21 protein-coding genes are annotated in these 21,209 nt (G+C 38.2%); all 21 read right to left on the bottom strand.

Annotated elements, in window-relative coordinates; genetic code table 11:
- Positions 1-164: 164 nt before the first annotated feature.
- The 21 genes from HHK02_RS03555 to ileS are packed head-to-tail and all read right to left on the bottom strand — an operon-like array spanning position 165 to position 21,203.
- Positions 165-1,193, bottom strand: coding sequence for a lactonase family protein (locus tag HHK02_RS03555; RefSeq protein ID WP_181462774.1), 1,029 nt, complete (start codon positions 1,191-1,193; stop codon positions 165-167).
- Positions 1,194-2,051 (bottom strand): methyltransferase domain-containing protein, encoded by an 858-nt coding sequence (locus tag HHK02_RS03550; protein ID WP_181462773.1) that lies wholly within the window; start codon positions 2,049-2,051, stop codon positions 1,194-1,196.
- The gene (locus HHK02_RS03545; RefSeq protein ID WP_003671819.1) at positions 2,052-2,561 is read right to left on the bottom strand and encodes a tRNA (cytidine(34)-2'-O)-methyltransferase; all 510 of its coding nucleotides are present in this window, start codon (positions 2,559-2,561) and stop codon (positions 2,052-2,054) included.
- Entirely contained in the window at positions 2,562-4,892 is a 2,331-nt protein-coding gene (locus HHK02_RS03540; protein ID WP_181462772.1) for a DNA translocase FtsK, read from the bottom strand.
- Positions 4,893-5,012, bottom strand: a complete 120-nt coding sequence (locus HHK02_RS03535; RefSeq protein ID WP_003666746.1) for a DUF4044 domain-containing protein — start codon at positions 5,010-5,012, stop codon at positions 4,893-4,895.
- Positions 5,013-5,366: a hypothetical protein gene (locus HHK02_RS03530; RefSeq protein ID WP_003671814.1), complete on the bottom strand. Its 354-nt coding sequence runs from the start codon at positions 5,364-5,366 to the stop codon at positions 5,013-5,015.
- On the bottom strand, positions 5,367-5,795 hold the full coding sequence (mraZ, locus tag HHK02_RS03525) for a division/cell wall cluster transcriptional repressor MraZ (RefSeq protein WP_003666752.1): 429 nt from the start codon (positions 5,793-5,795) through the stop codon (positions 5,367-5,369).
- Positions 5,796-6,752: a 16S rRNA (cytosine(1402)-N(4))-methyltransferase RsmH gene (rsmH, locus tag HHK02_RS03520; protein ID WP_003671812.1), complete on the bottom strand. Its 957-nt coding sequence runs from the start codon at positions 6,750-6,752 to the stop codon at positions 5,796-5,798. It abuts the gene before it with no gap.
- A complete protein-coding gene (gene ftsL / locus HHK02_RS03515) occupies positions 6,753-7,124 on the bottom strand; it encodes a cell division protein FtsL (RefSeq protein WP_181462771.1) in 372 nt (123 codons plus the stop codon).
- Entirely contained in the window at positions 7,125-9,284 is a 2,160-nt protein-coding gene (locus HHK02_RS03510) for a penicillin-binding protein (protein WP_181462770.1), read from the bottom strand.
- On the bottom strand, positions 9,285-10,256 hold the full coding sequence (gene mraY, locus HHK02_RS03505) for a phospho-N-acetylmuramoyl-pentapeptide-transferase (protein ID WP_003671806.1): 972 nt from the start codon (positions 10,254-10,256) through the stop codon (positions 9,285-9,287). It lies immediately after the preceding gene.
- Positions 10,257-11,627, bottom strand: a complete 1,371-nt coding sequence (murD, locus tag HHK02_RS03500; RefSeq protein ID WP_003671804.1) for a UDP-N-acetylmuramoyl-L-alanine--D-glutamate ligase — start codon at positions 11,625-11,627, stop codon at positions 10,257-10,259.
- Complete coding sequence (gene murG, locus HHK02_RS03495) at positions 11,628-12,740, bottom strand: undecaprenyldiphospho-muramoylpentapeptide beta-N-acetylglucosaminyltransferase (protein ID WP_003671802.1); 1,113 nt, start codon at positions 12,738-12,740, stop codon at positions 11,628-11,630.
- A complete protein-coding gene (locus HHK02_RS03490; RefSeq protein ID WP_078009599.1) occupies positions 12,741-13,589 on the bottom strand; it encodes a cell division protein FtsQ/DivIB in 849 nt (282 codons plus the stop codon).
- Positions 13,590-14,963 (bottom strand): cell division protein FtsA, encoded by a 1,374-nt coding sequence (gene ftsA, locus HHK02_RS03485; protein ID WP_085678125.1) that lies wholly within the window; start codon positions 14,961-14,963, stop codon positions 13,590-13,592.
- Complete coding sequence (gene ftsZ / locus HHK02_RS03480; protein WP_085678128.1) at positions 14,964-16,199, bottom strand: cell division protein FtsZ; 1,236 nt, start codon at positions 16,197-16,199, stop codon at positions 14,964-14,966.
- The gene (locus HHK02_RS03475; protein WP_085678131.1) at positions 16,200-16,616 is read right to left on the bottom strand and encodes a cell division protein SepF; all 417 of its coding nucleotides are present in this window, start codon (positions 16,614-16,616) and stop codon (positions 16,200-16,202) included.
- Positions 16,617-16,877, bottom strand: a complete 261-nt coding sequence (locus HHK02_RS03470) for a YggT family protein (RefSeq protein ID WP_085649541.1) — start codon at positions 16,875-16,877, stop codon at positions 16,617-16,619.
- Positions 16,878-17,663 (bottom strand): YlmH family RNA-binding protein, encoded by a 786-nt coding sequence (locus tag HHK02_RS03465; protein WP_085678134.1) that lies wholly within the window; start codon positions 17,661-17,663, stop codon positions 16,878-16,880.
- Positions 17,664-18,407, bottom strand: coding sequence for a DivIVA domain-containing protein (locus HHK02_RS03460; protein ID WP_102817050.1), 744 nt, complete (start codon positions 18,405-18,407; stop codon positions 17,664-17,666).
- Positions 18,408-21,203, bottom strand: a complete 2,796-nt coding sequence (ileS, locus tag HHK02_RS03455) for an isoleucine--tRNA ligase (protein WP_085678360.1) — start codon at positions 21,201-21,203, stop codon at positions 18,408-18,410.
- Between the last annotated feature and the right edge of the window lie 6 nt (positions 21,204-21,209).

The raw sequence follows: 21,209 nt of genomic DNA, 5'->3' as shown, positions 1-21,209 counted from the left end.
GTCTGTTTAATTGTATCCATGACTAAAGAATTGTCATTACATCGGTCAAAGATATCAGCAATAGTTGAAGAATGCTTATTAAAAGTACTTAGTTTATTTTTGAAAACAGGAGTGATAATTTCATTTTGTTCTGCAATAAGTAAACATGCTCCGGTACATGCCATTTATTTCCACTTCATTACACACACTGGTTCTGGACAACTAACATCTTTTTGAAGGAGAGTTAACTTACCAGTTGATGGGTTTCGTTTATAAAGAGTAAGGTTATCAGAGTTCTGATTTGAAGCTAAAAGATAATTTTCATCTTGATTTAGATTGAAATCACGTGGGAAATCTCCTTCAGTTGAAATTGATTGAATATGTTTAACGGTAAAATCTGGTTGAACTTCAAAGACGGCAATAGTGTTTTCACCACGATTTGATGTATAGACAAATTTCCCATCATTTGAAATCCGGATAGCAGCTGCTCCATTGTGAGCTGTCCAGTCTTCAGGAATTGTTTTGAGCGTTTGAAGGTGCTTAAATGATGCATCCTTACTATTATACTTGAGTACTTCTAGTTTACTGCTTAGTTCACCCAAAAGATAAGCATAATTGCCATTTGGATGGAAAACTATATGACGGGTACCAAAGCCATCTTCACACTTATAGCGAGAAACAGCAGTTAATTTACCATCATCAGAGACATCGTAAACCACAACAAGATCCATTCCTAAGTCACATACAACTAGACGATTATCAGGAGTTAGATCGGCATAATGAACATGTGGAGCCTCTTGCTCAGGTTCAGGACCAGTTGCTCCTTCATGAAGGACAGAATCAGTTTGTGTCAACGTTCCATCTTCGTTGATCTTAAAAACATCTATTTTTGCTGTATGATAATTAGCACTGAATAATAAATGCCGTTTGTTATCAATGCCTACATATGCAGGAGGAGCACCGGCAGCTAAGATATCGCTTAGCATCTTAGCGTTATCGTCATTTAATGAGTAAGAAGCAACGCCCCCCTTGTCATCTACTTGTTTGATTGCGTAAATACGACCATCTTGACCAACTTGTAAGTAAGCTGGTTTTTGAGATGGAATTGCTAATTCAACGTTCGTTATTTTTTCTTGGTCAGTATCGAGGGTAACTTTGTAGATCCCTTTACTTGTTTTTTTAGTATAAGTTCCAATTAGAAATTGTTCAATCAATTAATTAGCTTTTTTCGCAATTAATAAGCTTACATCCACCGTAATTGTTTTCAATTGAGTTAATTCTTCTTTAGATAATCTTTTAGCGTTTGCTCCCCAGTGTAAAGGTGTCATTTCTAACATTGATTGTTGTAAGCCGTCTGGGATTCTAAATTGGTAGGTTACCGTTTCAACTTTACTATGCGGATAATGTCGTTTAAATAACTCGATTACTCGTGAATTATCATAGTGGTAATTGCGTTCTCCTGTTTTATATAAGAGGTGACGTAATTCGACTAAGTAGTTAGCGTTAGGAATTACCTTAATAAGGGTCCCATCTTTTGTTAGAACCCGTTTAAACTCTTGATAATCAGATGGAGAAAACAACTCTAATATACAATCAAAACTCTCATCATTAAAAGGTAATTTACGTAAATCAGCTACACAAAAAAATGCCTTTAACGATAACTGAGTAGCAAGCGTTATCCCTGGTTTCGAAATATCAAAGCCAATCATCGTATCATTACAGTTAGCACGGATTGTTTCTAATTGTAATAATGGTGTTCCTTCCCCAGTTCCTACATCTAAGATCCTTAAAGATTTTGAAGGTAAGAATTTACTGATATTTTCAATAATTGGCTTAAATAGTCCTGCATTTAATAGCTGACGACGAGATTCAAACATTGAGCAATCATATTCAGTATTAGCCGCTCCATTAAGAAAGTGAAGATAACCATGCCGATTAAAGTCAAATCGGTGGTTATTTCCGCAAATAATACTATTTCCTTCAACTCTCTCCATTGGCTGTTCACAAACAGGGCATTGAAAAAGGGCAAGATTATTTTTTACCATTTCTCGTTGACGTTCAACTTTTTTCAATTACTTTAATTTATCGAATTCATATTTATGAACTCGGGCTAAATTAGGAAAACTCTGTTGCCGCAATACCTCATAAATAACAATCGCTGCACTATTCGATAAATTCAGGGCCCGAATATTATTATCATTTTGTGGAATCCGGATAGCATTTTCTGGATATTTTTGCATAAAACGTTCGGGCAAGCCAGTTGTTTCTTTTCCAAATAGGAAATAATGATCTCCTTCACCCGTATAATCAACATCACTATAATCATGAGTGGCAAACTTAGAAACAATATATAAACGGTTAATATCAGGAATAGTCTTCATAAATGAAGGTAAATCCTCATGATACGTGATCTTTACTTTATCCCAGTAGTCTAATCCAGCCCGTTTCATATGCTTATCATCAGTTGAAAATCCTAATGGCTTAATTAAATGTAATTCAGTATTTGTTCCCGCACAAGTTCGTGCAATATTTCCTGTATTTGCTGGAAACAATGGTTCAAACAAGACAATATGGTTTGTCATTTATTCCTCACTTTTTTGCTTATAAACTTCCCGTGGTTTTGAGCCATTAGCTGGTCCGATAAAACCGCGCTGTTCCATATCATCAATAATTCTTGCTGCACGATTATAACCAATTCTAAATCGCCGCTGAATTAGCGAAGTTGATGCTTTTTGTTGATCAACCACAAAATCTAATGCTTCGGGGAATAATTCATCTTCCTCTTCAGTTTGCTCTTCTTGCTCAATTTCACTGTCAGTTACAACCATATTATCGTCATACTCAGCTGCTCGCTCGTTTTTTATAAAGTCTACTACTGATTCAACATCATGATCAGAAATAAATGCACCTTGAATCCGGATTGGCTTATTTTGATCAATTGGTTCAAATAACATATCACCTCGACCAAGGAGCTTTTCTGCCCCATTAGTATCGATAATAGTTCGCGAATCAACCCCGCTAGAAACCGCAAAGGCAATTCGAGAAGGAACGTTAGCCTTAATAAGCCCTGTAATAACATCGACAGAAGGACGCTGAGTTGCCAAAATCATATGAATACCAGCAGCCCGCCCCATTTGTGCAATCCGGACAATTGCATCTTCAACATCATGAGAAACAGTCATCATTAAGTCGGCTAATTCATCAACAATAACTAAAATTAATGGTAGGTTAGCTTGAACTTCATCAGGATGGTCATCATTTTGTTGTTTGACCAACTTATTATATCCATCCAAGTTACGAACACCGAATTTTGCAAACAATTCATAACGACGCTCCATTTCTGCAACAACTTTTCCTAATGCCCGAGCTGCTTTTTTGGGTTCAGAAACTACCGGACTGAGTAGATGGGGAATACCATTATAAACACTCAATTCGACTTTTTTAGGGTCAATCATTAACATCTTTACCTGATGCGGTTTAGCCTTTAATAAAATGCTTGTAATGATAACATTGATTGCAACAGACTTACCACTACCAGTTGCCCCAGCGATAAGAAGGTGTGGCATCTTAGTTAGATCAGCCATTTTGATATCCCCAGTGACACTGCGACCAAGCGGAACTTCCATGGGATTATCATTACTAGGAGCATTTTCGACCATATCGCGAAAACCAACTGTTGCAATTTGCTGGTTCGGAACTTCAATCCCAATTAATGATTTCCCTGGGATCGGCGCTTCAATCCGGATATCTTTAGCCGCAAGTGCAAGTGCCAAATCATCAGCCAAATGGGTTATTCGACTAACCTTTACTCCTACTGCTGGGCGTAACTCATATTTGGTAACGGAAGGACCTAAATTAACATTTTCAACTGTTGCATCCACACCAAAAGATTTTAGAGTTTGTTGGAGCGTTTTGGTGTTCTTTTTGATATTATTCAAATCTTCCTGCTGATCTGTTGCTTTTACTTGACTTAGCAGGCTGACTGGCGGCAATTGATAATCATTGTCTTCTTTAGCGTCAATTCCTGCAAGTTTAATTTCCGCATCATCACGTTGGTTCGAGTCCTGATCATCCTTACGTCCACTCTGAGTTTCTTCCACCTGACTTTCACCTGCGACCCTAATAGTTGGTTCAACAGGATCTTGAGCAGGCATCGCTGGAGAAACTGGCGGCGTTGACGTTGGCTCTGCTGATTCTTGGTCAGCAAAAAAATCTTTAACCTGCCTTGATGCTTTAGCAAGGGGCACGCTAATCGATGGTACCGTAGTTGTCTTGGTTGCTCTCTCCGTTCTCTTTTTCATTAATTGATCGTGAGCATTAGCCATGGCTGCTCCAGATTTTTTAATGCCAATCCCACATTTTACTAGAAATTCGCGCCATGGTAATGCAAAAAAGACAATAATTCCGATAATCATTAACAACCATGACAATACCGCTGTTCCAACTTCTGAAATTAAAATATTACTTCCATTATATAGGTAAGCACCAATCATCCCTCCACCAACCGGAACAGTTGAATCACCGTTAAAAATGACCTTACTAAGACTATTCCAAGTAGTTTTGATTACCTTTGCATGAAGATTCAGGCGCTGAAACATTACTGTCTGAAGCCACATTAATAAACCAATATAGGCAATAATAGTTCCTGCAATCCAACGTTTTTTGAAATGCGGACGATGCCCATACAATGCAAAACATAATCCATAAAGAAAAACAATAATCATTGCAATTGGAAAGGATGACCCTACAAAAATCTTAAAACAGTTATCGAGAAAGGTTCCTAATGCTCCTAAATTAAATAAGCCAACTAACATTAAGAGGCAAACAATTATTCCTAATAGATTATCCATTAATCGATACTGTTGTTTTTTCCCTCTTGTCCGGCGGGATGATGCCTTTTTTCTTCTCGCCATCTAAATTAAGTTTAAGGATGCAACTGCTCCAAAGATTAAAGAACCAAGCATTGCAATTAACATGAGCCAAATAGCAACCATGGTAATTTTTTGGAAACGAGTTTTCTTTTTTCGCTGCATTTATATCAACGGTAACCATGGTGAAATAATTAAGCTACCAATATATATAATTAAAGCATAATATGCCGAATACCGCCAAAATACTGGCCAGTAACGGCGATAAATGAATTCATGATTGTGAATAATTTGTAAAGCAATTAATAGCAGAGCTAGAATCATCCATAAGGCAATAGGATAAGCTGGCCAATAGAATCCAATATTAAAGATTATCAGAATCCATAAAATAATTGTCCATCCCCACCATAAATGCTTTATTTTTTTAGGATGATGAAATATTCGTACTAATAATCGTTCTACTATCCCAATCACTAATAATAAAATAATCTCTAAAATTATAACTTGAATACTAACCATTTAAAAATCAATATTAAGATCTTCAGCAATCTCATCAAAATTATCAGCTGTTTCGCTTGTAAATTTATTCCACCGTTCAGCGCTCCAGATTTCTAAGCGATTAGACACACCAACGATTACACATTTCTTTTCAAGTGAGGCATGAGTTCGTAATGTTATCGGAATATTAATCCGTCCTTGTTTATCAATTTCGCAATCTGTCGCAGCGGAATATAAAAAACGTACAAATGCACGTGCATCACGCTTTGTTAATGGGAGCGCCTTTAGCTTTTGCTCTAAAATCGCCCATTCATTTAATGGATATCCAAACAAACATCCATCTAACCCCCGAGTAACAATGAAGTGTGCCCCCAATTGTTCTCGAAATTTGGCAGGAATAATTAATCGGCCTTTGGAATCAATAGTGTGTGTAAATTCTCCCATTAACACTCACTTTCCTTCTCTAATTTTCTCGATTATCCTCAACTTGGCACTATGCGCACGATGATTTGCCGCTAATTCTTCCTCACTAGCTACAATCGGCTTTTTATTAATTAATTTGAAGTTTGGTTCCATTCCCGCTGGTATTACTGGTAATCCCTGCGGTACATCCCCACTTAATGAAGTCTTTTCACGAAACATTGTCTTTACTAACCGATCTTCTAGGGATTGGAAGGTAATAACACTTATTCGTCCTCCAACATCCAACAAGTCTAATGCTTGCTCTAACGATTCCTCTAAAGCACCTAATTCGTCGTTAACTGCTATCCGAATAGCTTGAAAACTCTTTTTCGCTGGATGACCACCATGACGGCGAGCTGCTGCTGGAATTCCCTCTTTAATCACATCAACTAATTCAAATGTCGTCTTTATTGGTGCTATCTTTCGGCGTTGTTCAATCTTTCTAGCAATTGACTTGGCAAATTTTTCTTCTCCATATCGGTAAAGAATCTTAACGAGCCGTTCATATGACCATTCGTTAACAACTTCCATTGCCGACAATTTTTGTTCCTGATTCATCCGCATGTCTAAGGGGGCGTCATGCTGATAGCTAAAACCTCTTTTAGCATCATCGAACTGTGGAGATGAAACACCTAAATCATATAAAATTCCATTAACATGTTTTACATTATAGCTATCCAATTCCGCTTTTAAGTTGCGGAAATTATCTTCAATTAATGTTAATTTTTGTTGCTCTATTGCTGTTTTTAACTGTTCTTTATTGTAATTAATTGCCGTCTGATCTTGATCAAATGAATATAGGTGGCCATCGACGAGCTGTTGTAAAATAGCTTGCGTATGACCACCACCACCTAATGTTGCATCAACGTAGGTACCTGTTGGTTGCACATTTAATCCTGCTACGGCCTCCTTTAAAAGTACCGTTACATGTTTAAATTCTGCCATTTATTTATTAACGTTCCTTACATTTGAATTTTTATCTGATAATCCATATTTATGTGCTGCTGATTTCAAATGCGATTGAGTCGTCAATTCAGCGATTTCTTGCTGCAAACTTGTATTACTACTTTTTGCCTTAGTAATTTGAGTTTGGGTATCCTGTAAGCGCCGTTGCTGATTATTAATACTAATTTTTGTAGAAAGTAAGCTAATCATTAAGAATAGCGTAATTAAGCTACCTACTGCTACTAAAGATCTTTCAAATTTTGACCATCTAACCGGACTTGGAGAAATTTTTAGTTGTTGATAAGTCTTTTTTCTTGGCGCTTGCTGCGGTTGTTGCTCTCCCGCCAGTTGCCTTGCCGCATTTGAAACCATCTAGTTTTTAGCTTCATATTGAACGGTTAAAGTTGTTCCACGCTTAATAGTTGTATCAGGTAAAATACTTTGCTGAGTAACATAGCCGTTTCCATTTTCTTTTACTTTTAGCTTAAGGACCTTAGCTAATTGTTGAACATCCGCAGAACTCCATCCAGAAATATCTGGCATTTTATACTCGCCACCAGTATCAAGAATAACATGTTGATCTGTTAACACTTGTTCGTCTGGAACTGCTGATTGTTGTTTAACTTTCTTGCCAGAACCTACAACAATTACCTGCATTCCTTTACCTGATAATTCTTTATTAGCTTCATCGCTTGCTTGACCAACAACATTAGGCATTGTAATAACCTTTTTCTTGACCTTTTCTGCAACTTTTTGTTGGCTCAACAACATTTTCATTGTCGGATTAAAGACGCTGGCAATTTGTTTGGTTGCTGTTTTTTTAAGGTTTTGCGGTTGGCGAAGGGTGACATACATAATATACTTTGGATTTTTAGCTGGTGCCATCCCTGCAAAGGAGTAAAGGTAGTTTGTATCACCAGTTGAATAACCATGAGCACCACCAATTTGTGCAGTTGTGGTCTTTCCAGCAATTCGGTAACCCTTAATTTGGTAATCATGGCCAAGGCCCTTTTGATCATAAACAACGCCTTGCATGTAACCAAGGACCTTTTTCGCTGTCGATGCTTTTATTGGGTGTCCAACAACTTTAGGCTTAACCTTTTGAATCGTCTTTCCGCTATTACCATCTACAACTTTGCTAACAATGTAAGGCTTCATCATTTTACCATTATTGCCAATAGCACTGAACGCTTGCATCATCTGCATGACATTTACAGTAATTCCCTGTCCAAAAGCGGTATTTGCCTGAGCAAGAATCCCTTTGAATGAAGTATAACCATTAACCTCGTTACTCATTCCGATAACATTAACTTTTTTTAACAGGCCAAATCGTTTAATGTACTTCATCCATGTCTCTGCTCCCATGTCCTGCTCTACATGAGCAAACCCAACATTACTAGACATATCAAAAGCATCTTTATAGGAAATTGTTCCCCAACCAGAACTTGACCAATCAGTGATTTTTCCGCCACCCATAGCCCATGTTCCCGAATTAAAGGTCGCATTAGGATTAAAATGTCCGGTATCAATAGCAGCAGCTAATGACAAAATTTTCATTACCGAACCTGGTTCATAAGCATCTTGAACTAACATATTCCGCCAAACAGGATTATTTTCTGCATGAAGAGTTGGCCGTTGCGTAGCGGCAATAATTTTACCTGTTTTAGCTTCCATTACAACTGCAGTCATTGCATTGGCGTTAGAACTTTTATAAACTTTATTAACTTTATTTTCGAGAAAATGTTGGGTTTGTGAATCAAGGGTAGTGTAGATATTATCTCCATTGACGGCTTTTTTAGTTACCTGCTTAGAATTAGCAATTTGGTATCCATAGACGTCCTGTTTATCTTTTCTCAACCCGTTTATTCCTGTCAGTTGTTTATTAAAGTAGCCTTCTAAGCCCAATTGTCCCACTAAGTTGGTCTCTTCAGTTCCATTATCATTTTTAACTTTAGGAGTTGCCATCCCAATTATTTGAGAAGCAAATTCGCCTTCTGGATATTGACGTGCTGGAGTCGCAATAAAATTAATTCCTGGCAAGTGCCGGTTCTTGATCTTCTGCATTGTTGAAACAGAAAGGTTGCTTCCAGCATTTCCAAATTCAACTTGGTAGGCTTGCCCTTTTGGTTTAAGAATCTTTTCAATTTGCTTTGGTGTCAGGTCAATATACTGTGATAATACCTTGGCAGTTTTTTTTCGATCTTTTACATATAACGGTTTACCATCAGAAGACTTTTGGGTTCGATCCAAAACCGCATAGAGGGTATATTTACTTGTATCAGTTGCCAAGGGATTCCCTTCTGAATCATAAATATCACCCCGTCGCGCTTGAATAATTCGCTGCTGGGTATAAATTTGTTCCGCTTGTGACCGTAAGTTAACATGTTGAACATCCTTATTTATTGCGATATACGCAAAACGAACGATAAATAAGGTAAACAATCCAACCGTGATTAGAAAGAGCCATTTGCCAAAGGTCCCTCGGTTTTCTCTATGTCCCCTATTTTTCGTTCGTTGTGGCTTCTTATTCATCTAACCTACTAATAAGATTGTTGTAGCGGCAATAATTGCAGCAACTAACCCTACAAGCCAAAACACAATATCAATTTTCCATTCACTCCATCCGCTCATTTCAAAATGGTGGTGGATTGGGGTCATCTTAAAAATTCGTTTACCGGTTGTTTTGAATGAAGCCACTTGAAGAATGACACTAGCAGTTTCACAAACATAAACAATTCCAATTACTAATAAGGACCATTCATGATGTAATAACAATGAAACAGCGGCTAAGGATGCCCCAATTGCTAAAGATCCCATATCACCCATGAAAATCTTAGCGGGCTTATGATTATAAGGGAAGAAACCTAGTAAAGTTCCGATCATTGCTAAACAGAAAAGAGCAATTTCAGGATAACCTGGTTGATTGAGATTTACTAAAGCAATGATTAGATAAGCCGCAAAAGAAATAATGGAAAGACCACTTACCAAGCCATCAAGTCCATCGGTTAAATTAACAGCATTTGAAAAGCCGACGATCCAAAAAATAATAAACAAACCGTAAAGCCAACCAATTTGAGTTGTTCCAAAGCCCATTTGAAAACCTTCATGTTGGTAAATAACTGTAAAGACCATTGCTGCTAATACCTGACATAGCGCCTTTTGCCATGGTTTAAATCCTTCATTTTGATGGTGGAAGATTTTAATACTATCATCCCACATCCCAATCAGGCCATAAACAACCAGGACAAAGAGGAGTGCCCACAGCGTATTCGTAATTAACCCTTGCCAAGCAGCAACCCATAAAATTGTTACTACTGCAGAGAAGATGAACAATAATCCTCCCATTGTTGGCGTCCCAGCCTTTTTAGCATGCCAGGTAGGGCCTTCCTTACGAATTTGCTGACCTTCTTTTTTAGCCCGAAAATATTTAATTAACGAGGGCATCAATAAAAACGTAATTAAGAATGAACTAAGAATAGTCAAAACTGCACTTAAGAAATTCATTTATTGTTCCTTCTTTCCTGTTAATTTTTCAACTGCTTCAATAAATTTATCACCACGAACTTCAAAGCTCGGGAATTGGTCCCAACTAGCATTAGCAGGCGAGAGGAGAATGACATCTCCTGGTTCACTCAGCTTCCATGCTTCTGGTACCGCAGTAATTGCATTTTCACTTTCAATTACTGGAACCCCTGCTTGATTCCCCGCATCCTTCATTTTATCTTTACATTCACCAAAAACAATCATTGCCTTGACATGCTTCTTAAAGTAAGGAACCAACCGTTCAAAGGTATAACCACGATCAAGGCCACCCGCCAAAAGAACTACTGGACGATCAAAGCCTTGCAAGGCAACTTCAGTAGCTTCAATATCAGTTGATTTTGAATCATTGTAGAAAAGCCGTTCTTGGTATTCCATCACATATTGTAAGCGGTGACGGACTCCACTAAATGTTGTTAAAACTTTCTTTATTGCATCATTTGTAACACCGCTTAATTTTGCCGCTGCAATTGCTGCCAATGCATTTTCTACATTTTGGGGACCGATCAATCGAATATCTTTGGTTGGCATAACCTCTTGTCCACGCCAGTAAATCATTCCATCTTCTACATAAGATCCTTCATGACTCTTATTGAGACGAGAAAATGGCACAATGGTAGCTTGACTACGCTGAGCAATCTTTTGCCATTCATCACGATCCCAGTTAATAACTAAGAAATCATCCTTGGTTTGGTTCCGGGTAATATTAAGCTTTGCATTAATATAGTTTTCTCGTGTCTTATGATAGTCTAAATGATTAGAAAAAATGTTAGTAATAATTGCAATATGCGGATGAATTGTTGGTGCTCCTAATAATTGGAAACTAGATAATTCCGTGACCAATGTATCGTCTGGCCCTAAATCCTCAGCAATTTTACTAAAGGAAATTCCAATATTACCTGCATATTTCACTTGATATTTTGCATTTTCAGCAATCATTAGTTGAGTTAAAGTCGTTGTGGTAGTCTTCCCATTACTTCCAGTTACACTTACAAGGTGACCATCAAAAATTTGCCATCCTAGTTCTGCTTCCGTAATAATAGGTGTCCCCTGCTTAACGAATGCAGCCACTAATGGATTATCATAAGGAATTCCAGGATTTTTTACTACAACATCGAAACCTTCATTAGCTAATGAAATGGGATTATCACCAGTAATTACCTTGATTCCATCAGCTTTTAAATCATCAACAATATCATTATTTTTAGGAGTTGCTTTATCATTAGCGGTAACATTGGCACCAAGTTTTACCAATAAGTGAGCCGCATTAATGCCACTAATTCCGAAACCCATTACAAGAACTTTTTTACCTTGATATTCATCAATTTTTTTCATTTATTTTTCGTGTTCATCAATTGCCTTATGTAAGATCTTAATTAGTCTATCAGCGGCATCTGGCCGACCCATCTTTTCAGCAGCATGCGCCATCTCTTTACGCACTTCTTCATCTTCCATAATCTTATCTGCTTGAGTCAATAATGCCCGGGCATCTAACTTATCTTCAGTAATCATCAAGCCAGCGTTATTCTTAACTAAAGCTTGAGCATTCTTTACTTGATGGTTAGCGGTAACATACGGACTAGGAATTAAGATTGTAGGAACTCCGAGTGCCGTTACCTCAGCAATAGTGGTTGCTCCTGCGCGCGATACTAAAGCTGCCACTCGAGGCATCTTAGCCGGCATGTCTTTAATGTAAGGAACGACTTTAACATTATCAGCTGGTCTAATATTATTTTCTGCAAGTTGCTTTTTTACATCATCATACCGTTTTTGACCGGTTGCAAAGATAACCTGATAAGGACGCTTATTGAATTCTGGAATAGCGTCGACAACTGTTTTATTAATTTTTGGTGCTCCTTGACTTCCCCCAAAAATCATTAAGGTTGGAATATCATCTTTCAAGTCATAACTTGTCCATGAAAAGTCACTATCTTTTTTAGCAGCTACCTGTTGAGCACGAGGATTACCTGCCATTGTAACTTTATCAGCAGGGAACTGACTGCGTGCAGCTTCAAATGCAATTGCAATTTGATCAACATACCGACTTAAAAACTTGTTTGTTACACCAACAACACTATTTTGTTCATGAATTACGGTTGGGATATGTTTCTTTGCGGCAGCATATAGGACGGCTCCACTTACATATCCACCTGTACCTAAAACAACGTCAGGCTTAAACTCATTAATAATTTTTTTAGCATGATGAACAGAACTTAAGAAAAGATAGATTGTCTTAAAATTTTCAAGAGAAAGAGAACGCTTAAAGCCCTGCATATGCATTGTTTCAAGCTCAATTCCGGCATCCGGTACAATTTTATTTTCAAGGCCACGGGTTGTTCCAACATATAACACTTCAGTATCTGGATCAACCTGCTTTAAGCGTTCGATTAATGCTAATGCTGGGTAAATATGACCACCAGTTCCACCACCTGATACCAATAACCGCATTCATTTATCCTTAGATCCATAGTCATAAGAATAAGCTCCGACTTGAAGATCTATAATTCCCTTATTTTTCATACTTGCTGCAATTGCAGGGTAATATCCCATTTTATCCCCGATAGTATTTAAGTCGCCATAAACTGTATTACCATCACGCATATAAATAATAACGCGATCTGGATACTCTTTAGTGGGTTGATAACTCACACTTGAAATACCATTTCTTATTGCCAGTTTCAGCTTTCCTAACTGAGCGGCCGTTGTAGCAAGAACTTTTTTATGACCATCAAAACGTTTATAAGCAATACCATTATCAGCATTTTTTGTTCGCTGTAATTGGCCGTCAGCTAAAACAGCGTATGTATCATTATTCATCACCGCTGTTCCTAAAAGCGCATTTTCTTTTACAGATATTTGCAGAGACTGAGGACCGGTTACCTTGATCCTTAAATCTTTTATTTGAGGATTTTTGCGAATAGCTTGTTTAGTGAGTTGATGACGAGCAAGATAAACGCCCCAAATAAACCGTCCTGGATAAATATTTGCATTTTTTTCTACTTGCTCTTTTGTTAAGTCATGATTACCCGTTACATGAAGCGTGGTAATTTTGCTTAAGGGAGAAATAATATAAAGCATAAAGAGGAGAATAGCACTGAACAATACAACTAATTTTAAGACTCGCTCGCCGTTAGAAACATAACGCTTAATCTTAATCCCGCGAATCTTATTACCAACATGCATTTTTGGAGGCTTCTTTTTCTGTTGTCGCTGTTGGGCAGCAGCACTTCGCCTTTCTAATTCAGTTAACCGCTGTGAATATTTATGATGCTCAATCGCAGATCTATCATCCAACATTTAGTCAAATAAATTATTAAAAATGTTTTTAAACCGATTACTTAGGCCATTTTGCTTTTTCTTCTTTGGCGCTGGCTCTTCAGTAACTGGTTGCTGCTGTGCCTCTCGCTGTGAACGTTGTAATTTATCAGATTTTTCAGTCCATTGTTGATGTGGCTGATTAACAACTTGTCTTTTTTCTTCATGAGGACTCTTAATCGTATCAATTCGTTGAACAGTTTGCTTAATTAATCGATCAATATCTGATAACTGATTTTCATACATCCCCAAAGCTAAACTAACCGCATAGCGAGGGTGACGAATGCCCATTTGTTCTGGAACATTCACCTTAATATTACCAGTAAAGTACTGTTCAGCAAGTTCCTTAACTCCTGGCAGAGCAGCCACTCCACCAATCAAGACTACTCCTCCCGGTAATTCAGGGGCATGAATAGCCTTAAGTTTATCCTGAATACGATCAAAAATTTGCCTTACTCGTGCTTCAATTATTTCTGATAAATACTGCTCTGAATATTGGACAGGATCATTTTGACCAACAACATCAACGTCAACTTGAACATCTTCATCGGCTAAGGATGCCATAGCATATCCATGATTTAGCTTAAGTTGTTCAGCGTTTTTTAATGATGTATTCATGACCGTAGAAATATCTTTAGTAATGTATTTCCCACCCTCAGGATCAACATAAGTATACTTTAATTGATGATCATGAATAATACTGGTCGTTGTTTGACCACCACCTAAATCAATAACAACAGTACCAAAATCTTGCTCTCCGTCATTAAGGAGGTTAAAGTCTGTTGCGATCGGCGTAATAACAAAATCTTTAATGTCATATCCTGCCTGTTGAACTGCCTTTTTTGTATTATGAATAATGGTCTTAGGTCCTGTATACAAGGTGGCCTTCATTTCTAAACGGACACCAACCATTCCACGGGGGTCCTTAATACCAGAAAAGCCATCAACAGTAAATTCTGTTGGAATTAAATCAATTATTTCCCGCTCGGGGGGAATACTTTGCGTCAACGCTTCACGAGCAACGTCAATTACGTCTTGGTTAACAATCTCTCTTGATTGTCCTCTTGTTGCAATCGTAATCATACCGTGTACTCGTTGCATTTGTAAGTAATTTGCCGGTAAGCCAACTACAACACTTTGAATCTCTACGTTGGACTTTTCCTCGGCCTGTGCTACCGCCGCCGAAATTGCCTGGGCGGTTTTATCAATGTCGACAATAACTCCTCGGTTTAATCCTGCCGATCGTTCTACACCAACACCAATAACTTTCAACTGACCCTTAACACTTTCACACACCAGTGCCTTGATCGAGGTGGTTCCAATATCTAATCCAACGTATACTTCTGAATTATTCATTTACTTACGACGATTCTTGAAGAACGGTGGAGTCGATAAGTTAGTATCATCATTGTCATCCGTATTAGCCGCATCATCGTTAAATACGTTAAATTCTGGCTTAGTAACGTGAGAAAATTCGTTATCAGAATTTCTTGATTGGTTACTTGTATCGGCTGTTGGATCATTCCAACCATCAAAAGGATCTCGTTGCTTTGGTTGTTCTTCTTGTGGAATAGACCGAGTTACTCGTGGTGCTTCTTTTTCCGCTGGCTTTTGTTGTTGAATTTTCTTTTTCTTATCAATTCCAGTGGCAATTACAGTAACGCGAACTTCATCGCCCATTGATTCATTTAAGGACATACCAAATGAAATATCAACATTAGTTCCAGCAGCTTGTTTAATCACATCTGATGCTTCTTGAGCTTCAAACATTGATAAGTCTTTACCACCAGTAATATCCATCAAGACATGTTGAGCCCCATCAATTGACACTTCAAGTAATGGAGAAGAAATAGCCTTCTTAGTTGCTTCAGTAGCACGGTTTTCACCAGTAGAAGCACCAACCCCCATTAAGGCAGAACCTTGATTAGACATCAATGTCTTAATATCAGCAAAGTCAAGGTTGATGTAACCTGGGGTAACAATTAAGTCTGAAATACCTTGTACACCTTGACGAAGAACATTATCGGCTTCTTTAAATGCTTCCATCATTGGCGTCTTCTTATCAATCATCTCTAATAAACGGTTATTAGCAACGATAATTAAAGTATCAACATTTGACTTTAACTTTTCAAGTCCTTCTGCAGCATAGCGTGCTCGACGAGGTCCTTCAAATGAGAACGGACGAGTCACAACACCAACAGTTAATGCTCCACTATCCTTAGCAAGCTTAGCTACAACTGGGGCTGCTCCAGTACCAGTTCCACCACCCATTCCGGCTGTAATGAAGACCATATCTGCGCCTTCAAGAGCCTTTTTAATTTGTTCTTCACTTTCTTGGGCAGCTTTTTCACCTACTTCTGGATTTGAACCAGCACCTAATCCCTTTGTCAATTTAGGTCCTAAGCGGATCTTAGTTGTTGCTTGAGAATTATTTAATGCTTGTAGGTCGGTGTTAGCAACAATAAAGTCAACACCTTGTACTTTTTCAGTGATCATTCGGTTGACGGCATTACCGCCAGCTCCACCAACACCAATTACTTTGATTTGCGCTTCCGCAAATTGGTTGTCGTTAGCGAACGTTTCGTTATCCATTTAAAATTTATCACCATCATTTTTTAGATTACTCGTTAAACTACCTGAGATTTCATAGTTTTTAGGGGTGCAGAGGAAAATTTCCTTTCCGATCCGTTTCATTTCACCATCAATTGCAAAAACGGTGCCATTTAAGAAGTCTACTAACCGTGCTGCAACATTTGTATCCATTTGAGTGAAATTAACGATCACCGCATGTCCTTCTAATAATTGGGATGCGATCTGCTTTACATCTGCATAAAGACGGGGTTCGTATAAGGAAATCTGACTCATTTTGTTAAGACGCCCGCTATTAATTGAAACTACTTTGTTGCTTGTGTTTGCTGGCGTTGAAACTTGTTCACTCGTTTCATAGAGACCATCTTGTTCATCAATGTCTTCTTCACCAAATAGGCTTTTTAAAAAATTTGCTGCCATTTAAATGATTGCTGCTATTTGTGCTAATCCTGCCTGAACAAAATATAGTACAAGGATAGCGATCATCGGCGCAAAACTTATCCCCCCGATTGGAGGAATAAAATCAAACCAATGCATATAAGGTTCTACCAACCGATTGATAACATCACCGAGTCGTGAATTACGTGCATTTGGAAACCATGACATAATGCACCACACAACTATCACTAAGATATAAGCATCAACTAATTGATTAAGAGCCCATAATAAAAATGCGATCATTTACGCATTTACAACTGAAATGGTAATTCTTTCTTTGTCTTTTTTTGTTTTCCCATTGGTCATATCGATTCTGAGGCGACCACCATGACGCACAGATATCAAATCATGAACCACAATTTGATAATCTGGACGATCAATCTCTTCCCAGTTTAATCGAACTTGACCATGCTCTATTAATTGCTTTGCCCGGTTTCGTGAATAATTAAAGCCTGCAGCTATCACAACATCTAACCGTAGTGATGAAACTGTTGTAACTATCGGTACCCATTCCTCTTTAGGTGTTACCACTGCTTCTGTTGCGATCGGAATCCATTTAACCTTAATTTGGCCAACGTGCTCAACGTTTTTCCGTAAATACTCTGCCATTGGTTTCGTTACGATCACTTGCCAATGCGCTCCATCAGTTAAAATATCACCAAATGCATTCCGCTCCATCCCTTCACCGATTAATGTTCCCATAATTTGCCGATGGTGAAGTTCTGAAAACTTAACAGGATAGTTTATCTCTAAAGCCTGTAAAGCAAAGTCTTCGATAGAGGGTTCATAATAAGGCGGATAAATTAAAACTCGTTGCATTTCTGCGCCTTGCCAACCACCATACATTGTTATTTTAACATTGTTATTTCGATTAACAATCGTTTGGATAATAAAACGTTCACGTGGATTTAAAAAAGGAGTGAGGACAGGACGATATTGACCTTCTGCAGTGGCTACCCAGTCATTTGCTTGGTCAATAAGGGTGGCTTCATCCGGACGAAAATGTTGTTTAATATTATCTTCGCTCAATTACTTGTTATTATCAGGGAAGACAACAACAGTTTCAGGTGCATCTGATCCTTTGTCATCGTTAACAGCTGTTGGTTGTACAGGTGTACTCTCTTCTTCTGTTTGTTCAGCAGAAGCAACTGGCTGTTCTGATTCAACAGGTTGTTCTTCACTAGCAGTTGTTGCAGTTGATTCTACACTGGTTGGTGAACTGCTGTCAAGACGACTACCTAAAATTTTTTCAATTTCGTCATATTTACTCAAGTCATCATTTTCCAAAAGCTTGTCCCATTCATTACTCTTAATGACTTCTAATTGAGATTCAAGCATGACTTGAAGCCGTTGACGGAAGATCCGAGTCTGTTTACGAAGATCATTAGTTTCACTTGTTAACTTCTTAGTAGAATTAGCAGCGTCTTCAATTACTTGATTTGACTTATCATTAGCTTCCGAAACAATATCGGTTGCTTGCTTTTGCGCTTCACGAATCATAATATCTGCTTCACGCTTAGCATTATTTTTAACCTTATCAGCGGCCTCTTGAGCAACTAAAATTGACTTATTTAAAGAATCTTTCAAGTCAGCAAAGTACTTAATCTTGCTATCGTTAGCCCGTACTTGCTCTTGTAAATTATTATTTTCAGTTATTAATTGTTGGACCGTTTGTGAAACTTCCTGAATAAATTCTTGAACTTCTTTAGGATTATAACCCCGCATCTTAGTATTAAATTGCTTATTGTTAATTTGATCAACCGTCAAACTCATTTATTCTTCTAAACCATCTTCTGCTGTTTCAGGGAAATTTTCCCGAACAATCGCAGCACAGCGAGCACATAATTCAGGATATGCTGGATCACTGCCAACATCTTCCTTAACCATGCGACAACGAGCACAAGTTTCACCATTAGCAGTTGTAACCTTAACTGCTACCCCATCGTTGTATTGGTCAGCATCAGCAGGCGCTTCATCAGCTGGATGGACATGAAGAGCAGAAACCCCTAGCAATAATTGAATGTTTTCATTAAGACTATCAAGTAATTGCTTTTGATCATCGGTTAAGTAAAGATCAACTTGAGCTTCAAGTGATTTACCGATTAGCTTAGCATTCCGTGCCTCTTCAAGACTCTTCAGAACATGTGAACGTACTTCCATAAAGTCATCCCACTTGCTCAATAGCTCTTCTTCGCCAGCGAATGTCCGTGGATCTGGAATTTCAGTTAATTGAACAAAATCTTCTGGTTCATTCATGTAGCTCCATACTTCTTCTGTAGTATGAGGGAGAATTGGCGTAAGAAGTTTAACAAGTGTCAAAAGGATATCGTAGAAGACGGTTTGCATTGACCGCCGAACTTCTGAATTTTCAGCCTCAATATAGAGCACATCTTTGGCAGTGTTCATGTAGAAAGCTGAAAGGTCATTGTTTACAAAGTTGATCAATGCCTTATAAGCATCAAGGAAATCATAATTATCAAAATCTTCCCGCATTGTCTTTAAGAAGTGGTTAAGTTTAACCAACATGTACTTGTCTACCGATTGTAACTTCTCATAAGAAACGGTATTTTCTTCAGGATTGAAGTCACTAGTATTAGCAAGTAAGAAGCGGAACGTATTTCTCAACTTACGATATGCTTCAGAAATCTGTTGGAATGTTCCCATCGATACACGAACATCAGCTGAAGTATCAGCACTCATTACCCATAACCGGATAATTTCCGCACCCATTTGTTGAACAACCTTATTTGGATCGATAACGTTACCTTGAGATTTACTCATCTTGTTACCGCGCTTATCAAGTGTGAACCCTTGAGAAACGATTTCCTTATATGGCGCATGTCCTGAACATACAACACTGGTAATCAAACTAGAGTTAAACCAACCACGGTATTGGTCAGACCCTTCAAGGTAAAGGTCCGCTGGGTATGTTAAATAATCACGTTCAGCTAATACCCCTTGGTGTGATGAACCAGAATCAAACCATACGTCCATAATGTCAGTTTCCTTAGTGAACTTACCATTAGGAGAATGTTCATTAGTGTATCCTTCTGGCAAAAGATCTTTTGCTTCACGTTCAAACCAAACATTAGAACCATACTTAGCAAATAATTCTGCTACATGGTTGATTGTTTCTTCTTCCATGATTGGTGTGCCATCTTCAGCATAGAAGATTGGTAGAGGTACACCCCAAACACGTTGACGAGAAATTACCCAATCACCACGGTCTTTGATCATATTGCGAAGACGAACCTTTCCCCATTCTGGGTGGTACTTAACGTCTTCTAAGGCGTCCAAAATACTTTGACGCATCTTTTCAATTGATACAAACCATTGATCAGTTGCCCGGAAGATGATTGGTTGCTTTGTCCGCCAATCAAATGGGTAACTGTGTTGTAATGGCTCTTGAAGAAGTAAAGCATTGTTTTCTTCTAGCTTTTGAAGAGATACATCATCAGCATCTTGGTAGAATACCCCTTCAAAGCCTTCACCGTTTTCCTTAGTTAAAACACCTTGATCATTGATTGGGGCAAAAATTGGCAAGTCATACTTTTTACCAAAGTTGTAATCATCATCCCCATATCCAGGAGCAGTGTGAACAAGGCCAGTACCAGCATCAGCAGTAACATAATCTGCTAAACCAACAAGAAGATCACGATCAAGGTATGGATGTTGAGTAGTCATCCCTTCAAGTTCTTGACCCATTAAATGATCAACAACTTCATAATCTTCCCACCCAAGTTTTTCTGCTAATTTCTCAAGCAGGTCTGTTGCAACAACAAATTTCCGGTCATCATTTGCTGGCTTTACAACAGAGTAATCAAACTTTGGATTAACCGCAACTGCCTCAGAAGCAGGAACAGTCCATGGTGTTGTCGTCCATACAACTAAATATGTATCATTATCTAAACGGCCTTTGCCATCTTTAATTTGCTCTACGAAGAAGGCTGTTTTAGCAACAACATCATGATATTCAACTTCGGCTTCTGCTAAGGCTGATTCTGAAGACCATGACCAGTAAACTGGCTTCTTAGCTTGGTATAATAGACCTTTCTTAGCAAATTCACCGAATACCCGAATTTGAGCAGCTTCAAATTCTTTATCAAGGGTAAGGTATGGATGATCCCATTCACCACTTACACCTAACCGCTTAAAGTCAGTCCGTTGCTTATCAACTTGCTTAAGGGCATATTCCCGACAAAGATCACGGAATTCAGTTAAGCTCATCTTCTTACGGTCGTAACCGGACTTAGTCAATTGGTGTTCAATTGGCAATCCGTGAGTATCCCAACCAGGAACATAAGGTGCCCGGTAGCCAGACATTGACTTATAGCGCACAATAAAATCTTTAGAAATCTTGTTCATAGCGTGGCCAATGTGAATATTACCATTAGCATATGGAGGCCCATCATGTAAAACAAAAGTAGGCTTTCCTTCATTTAGTTTTTGTCGTAGTTCATAAACTTTATTTTCTTCCCATAGCTGTTCCCGTTGTGCCTCAGTTACAGGTAACTTTCCGCGCATTGGAAATTTAGTACGGCCAAGGTTTAACGTATCTTTAACACGCATTGTAAC

This window comes from Limosilactobacillus reuteri (assembly GCF_013694365.1).
GTDB classification, from domain to species: Bacteria; Bacillota; Bacilli; order Lactobacillales; family Lactobacillaceae; genus Limosilactobacillus; species Limosilactobacillus reuteri_E.
The sequence above is the reverse complement of the archived record's forward strand: the minus strand, read 5'-3'. Positions and strand labels throughout refer to the sequence as shown.

Excerpts from the sequence above, each read along its gene's own strand:
- HHK02_RS03540 (WP_181462772.1), bottom strand. The coding sequence starts at position 4,892 with ATGGCGAGAAGAAAAAAGGCATCATCCCGCCGGACAAGAGGGAAAAAA.
- rsmH (WP_003671812.1), bottom strand. The coding sequence starts at position 6,752 with ATGGCAGAATTTAAACATGTAACGGTACTTTTAAAGGAGGCCGTAGCA.
- HHK02_RS03470 (WP_085649541.1), bottom strand. The coding sequence starts at position 16,877 with ATGATCGCATTTTTATTATGGGCTCTTAATCAATTAGTTGATGCTTAT.
- ftsL (WP_181462771.1), bottom strand. The coding sequence starts at position 7,124 with ATGGTTTCAAATGCGGCAAGGCAACTGGCGGGAGAGCAACAACCGCAG.
- ileS (WP_085678360.1), bottom strand. The coding sequence starts at position 21,203 with ATGCGTGTTAAAGATACGTTAAACCTTGGCCGTACTAAATTTCCAATG.
- murD (WP_003671804.1), bottom strand. The coding sequence starts at position 11,627 with ATGAAAAAAATTGATGAATATCAAGGTAAAAAAGTTCTTGTAATGGGT.
- HHK02_RS03490 (WP_078009599.1), bottom strand. The coding sequence starts at position 13,589 with ATGTTGGATGATAGATCTGCGATTGAGCATCATAAATATTCACAGCGG.
- HHK02_RS03510 (WP_181462770.1), bottom strand. The coding sequence starts at position 9,284 with ATGAATAAGAAGCCACAACGAACGAAAAATAGGGGACATAGAGAAAAC.
- HHK02_RS03545 (WP_003671819.1), bottom strand. The coding sequence starts at position 2,561 with ATGACAAACCATATTGTCTTGTTTGAACCATTGTTTCCAGCAAATACA.
- HHK02_RS03475 (WP_085678131.1), bottom strand. The coding sequence starts at position 16,616 with ATGGCAGCAAATTTTTTAAAAAGCCTATTTGGTGAAGAAGACATTGAT.
- murG (WP_003671802.1), bottom strand. The coding sequence starts at position 12,740 with ATGCGGTTATTGGTATCAGGTGGTGGAACTGGTGGTCATATTTACCCA.
- ftsZ (WP_085678128.1), bottom strand. The coding sequence starts at position 16,199 with ATGGATAACGAAACGTTCGCTAACGACAACCAATTTGCGGAAGCGCAA.
- HHK02_RS03535 (WP_003666746.1), bottom strand. The coding sequence starts at position 5,012 with ATGCAGCGAAAAAAGAAAACTCGTTTCCAAAAAATTACCATGGTTGCT.
- HHK02_RS03530 (WP_003671814.1), bottom strand. The coding sequence starts at position 5,366 with ATGGTTAGTATTCAAGTTATAATTTTAGAGATTATTTTATTATTAGTG.
- ftsA (WP_085678125.1), bottom strand. The coding sequence starts at position 14,963 with ATGAATAATTCAGAAGTATACGTTGGATTAGATATTGGAACCACCTCG.
- HHK02_RS03460 (WP_102817050.1), bottom strand. The coding sequence starts at position 18,407 with ATGAGTTTGACGGTTGATCAAATTAACAATAAGCAATTTAATACTAAG.
- mraY (WP_003671806.1), bottom strand. The coding sequence starts at position 10,256 with ATGAATTTCTTAAGTGCAGTTTTGACTATTCTTAGTTCATTCTTAATT.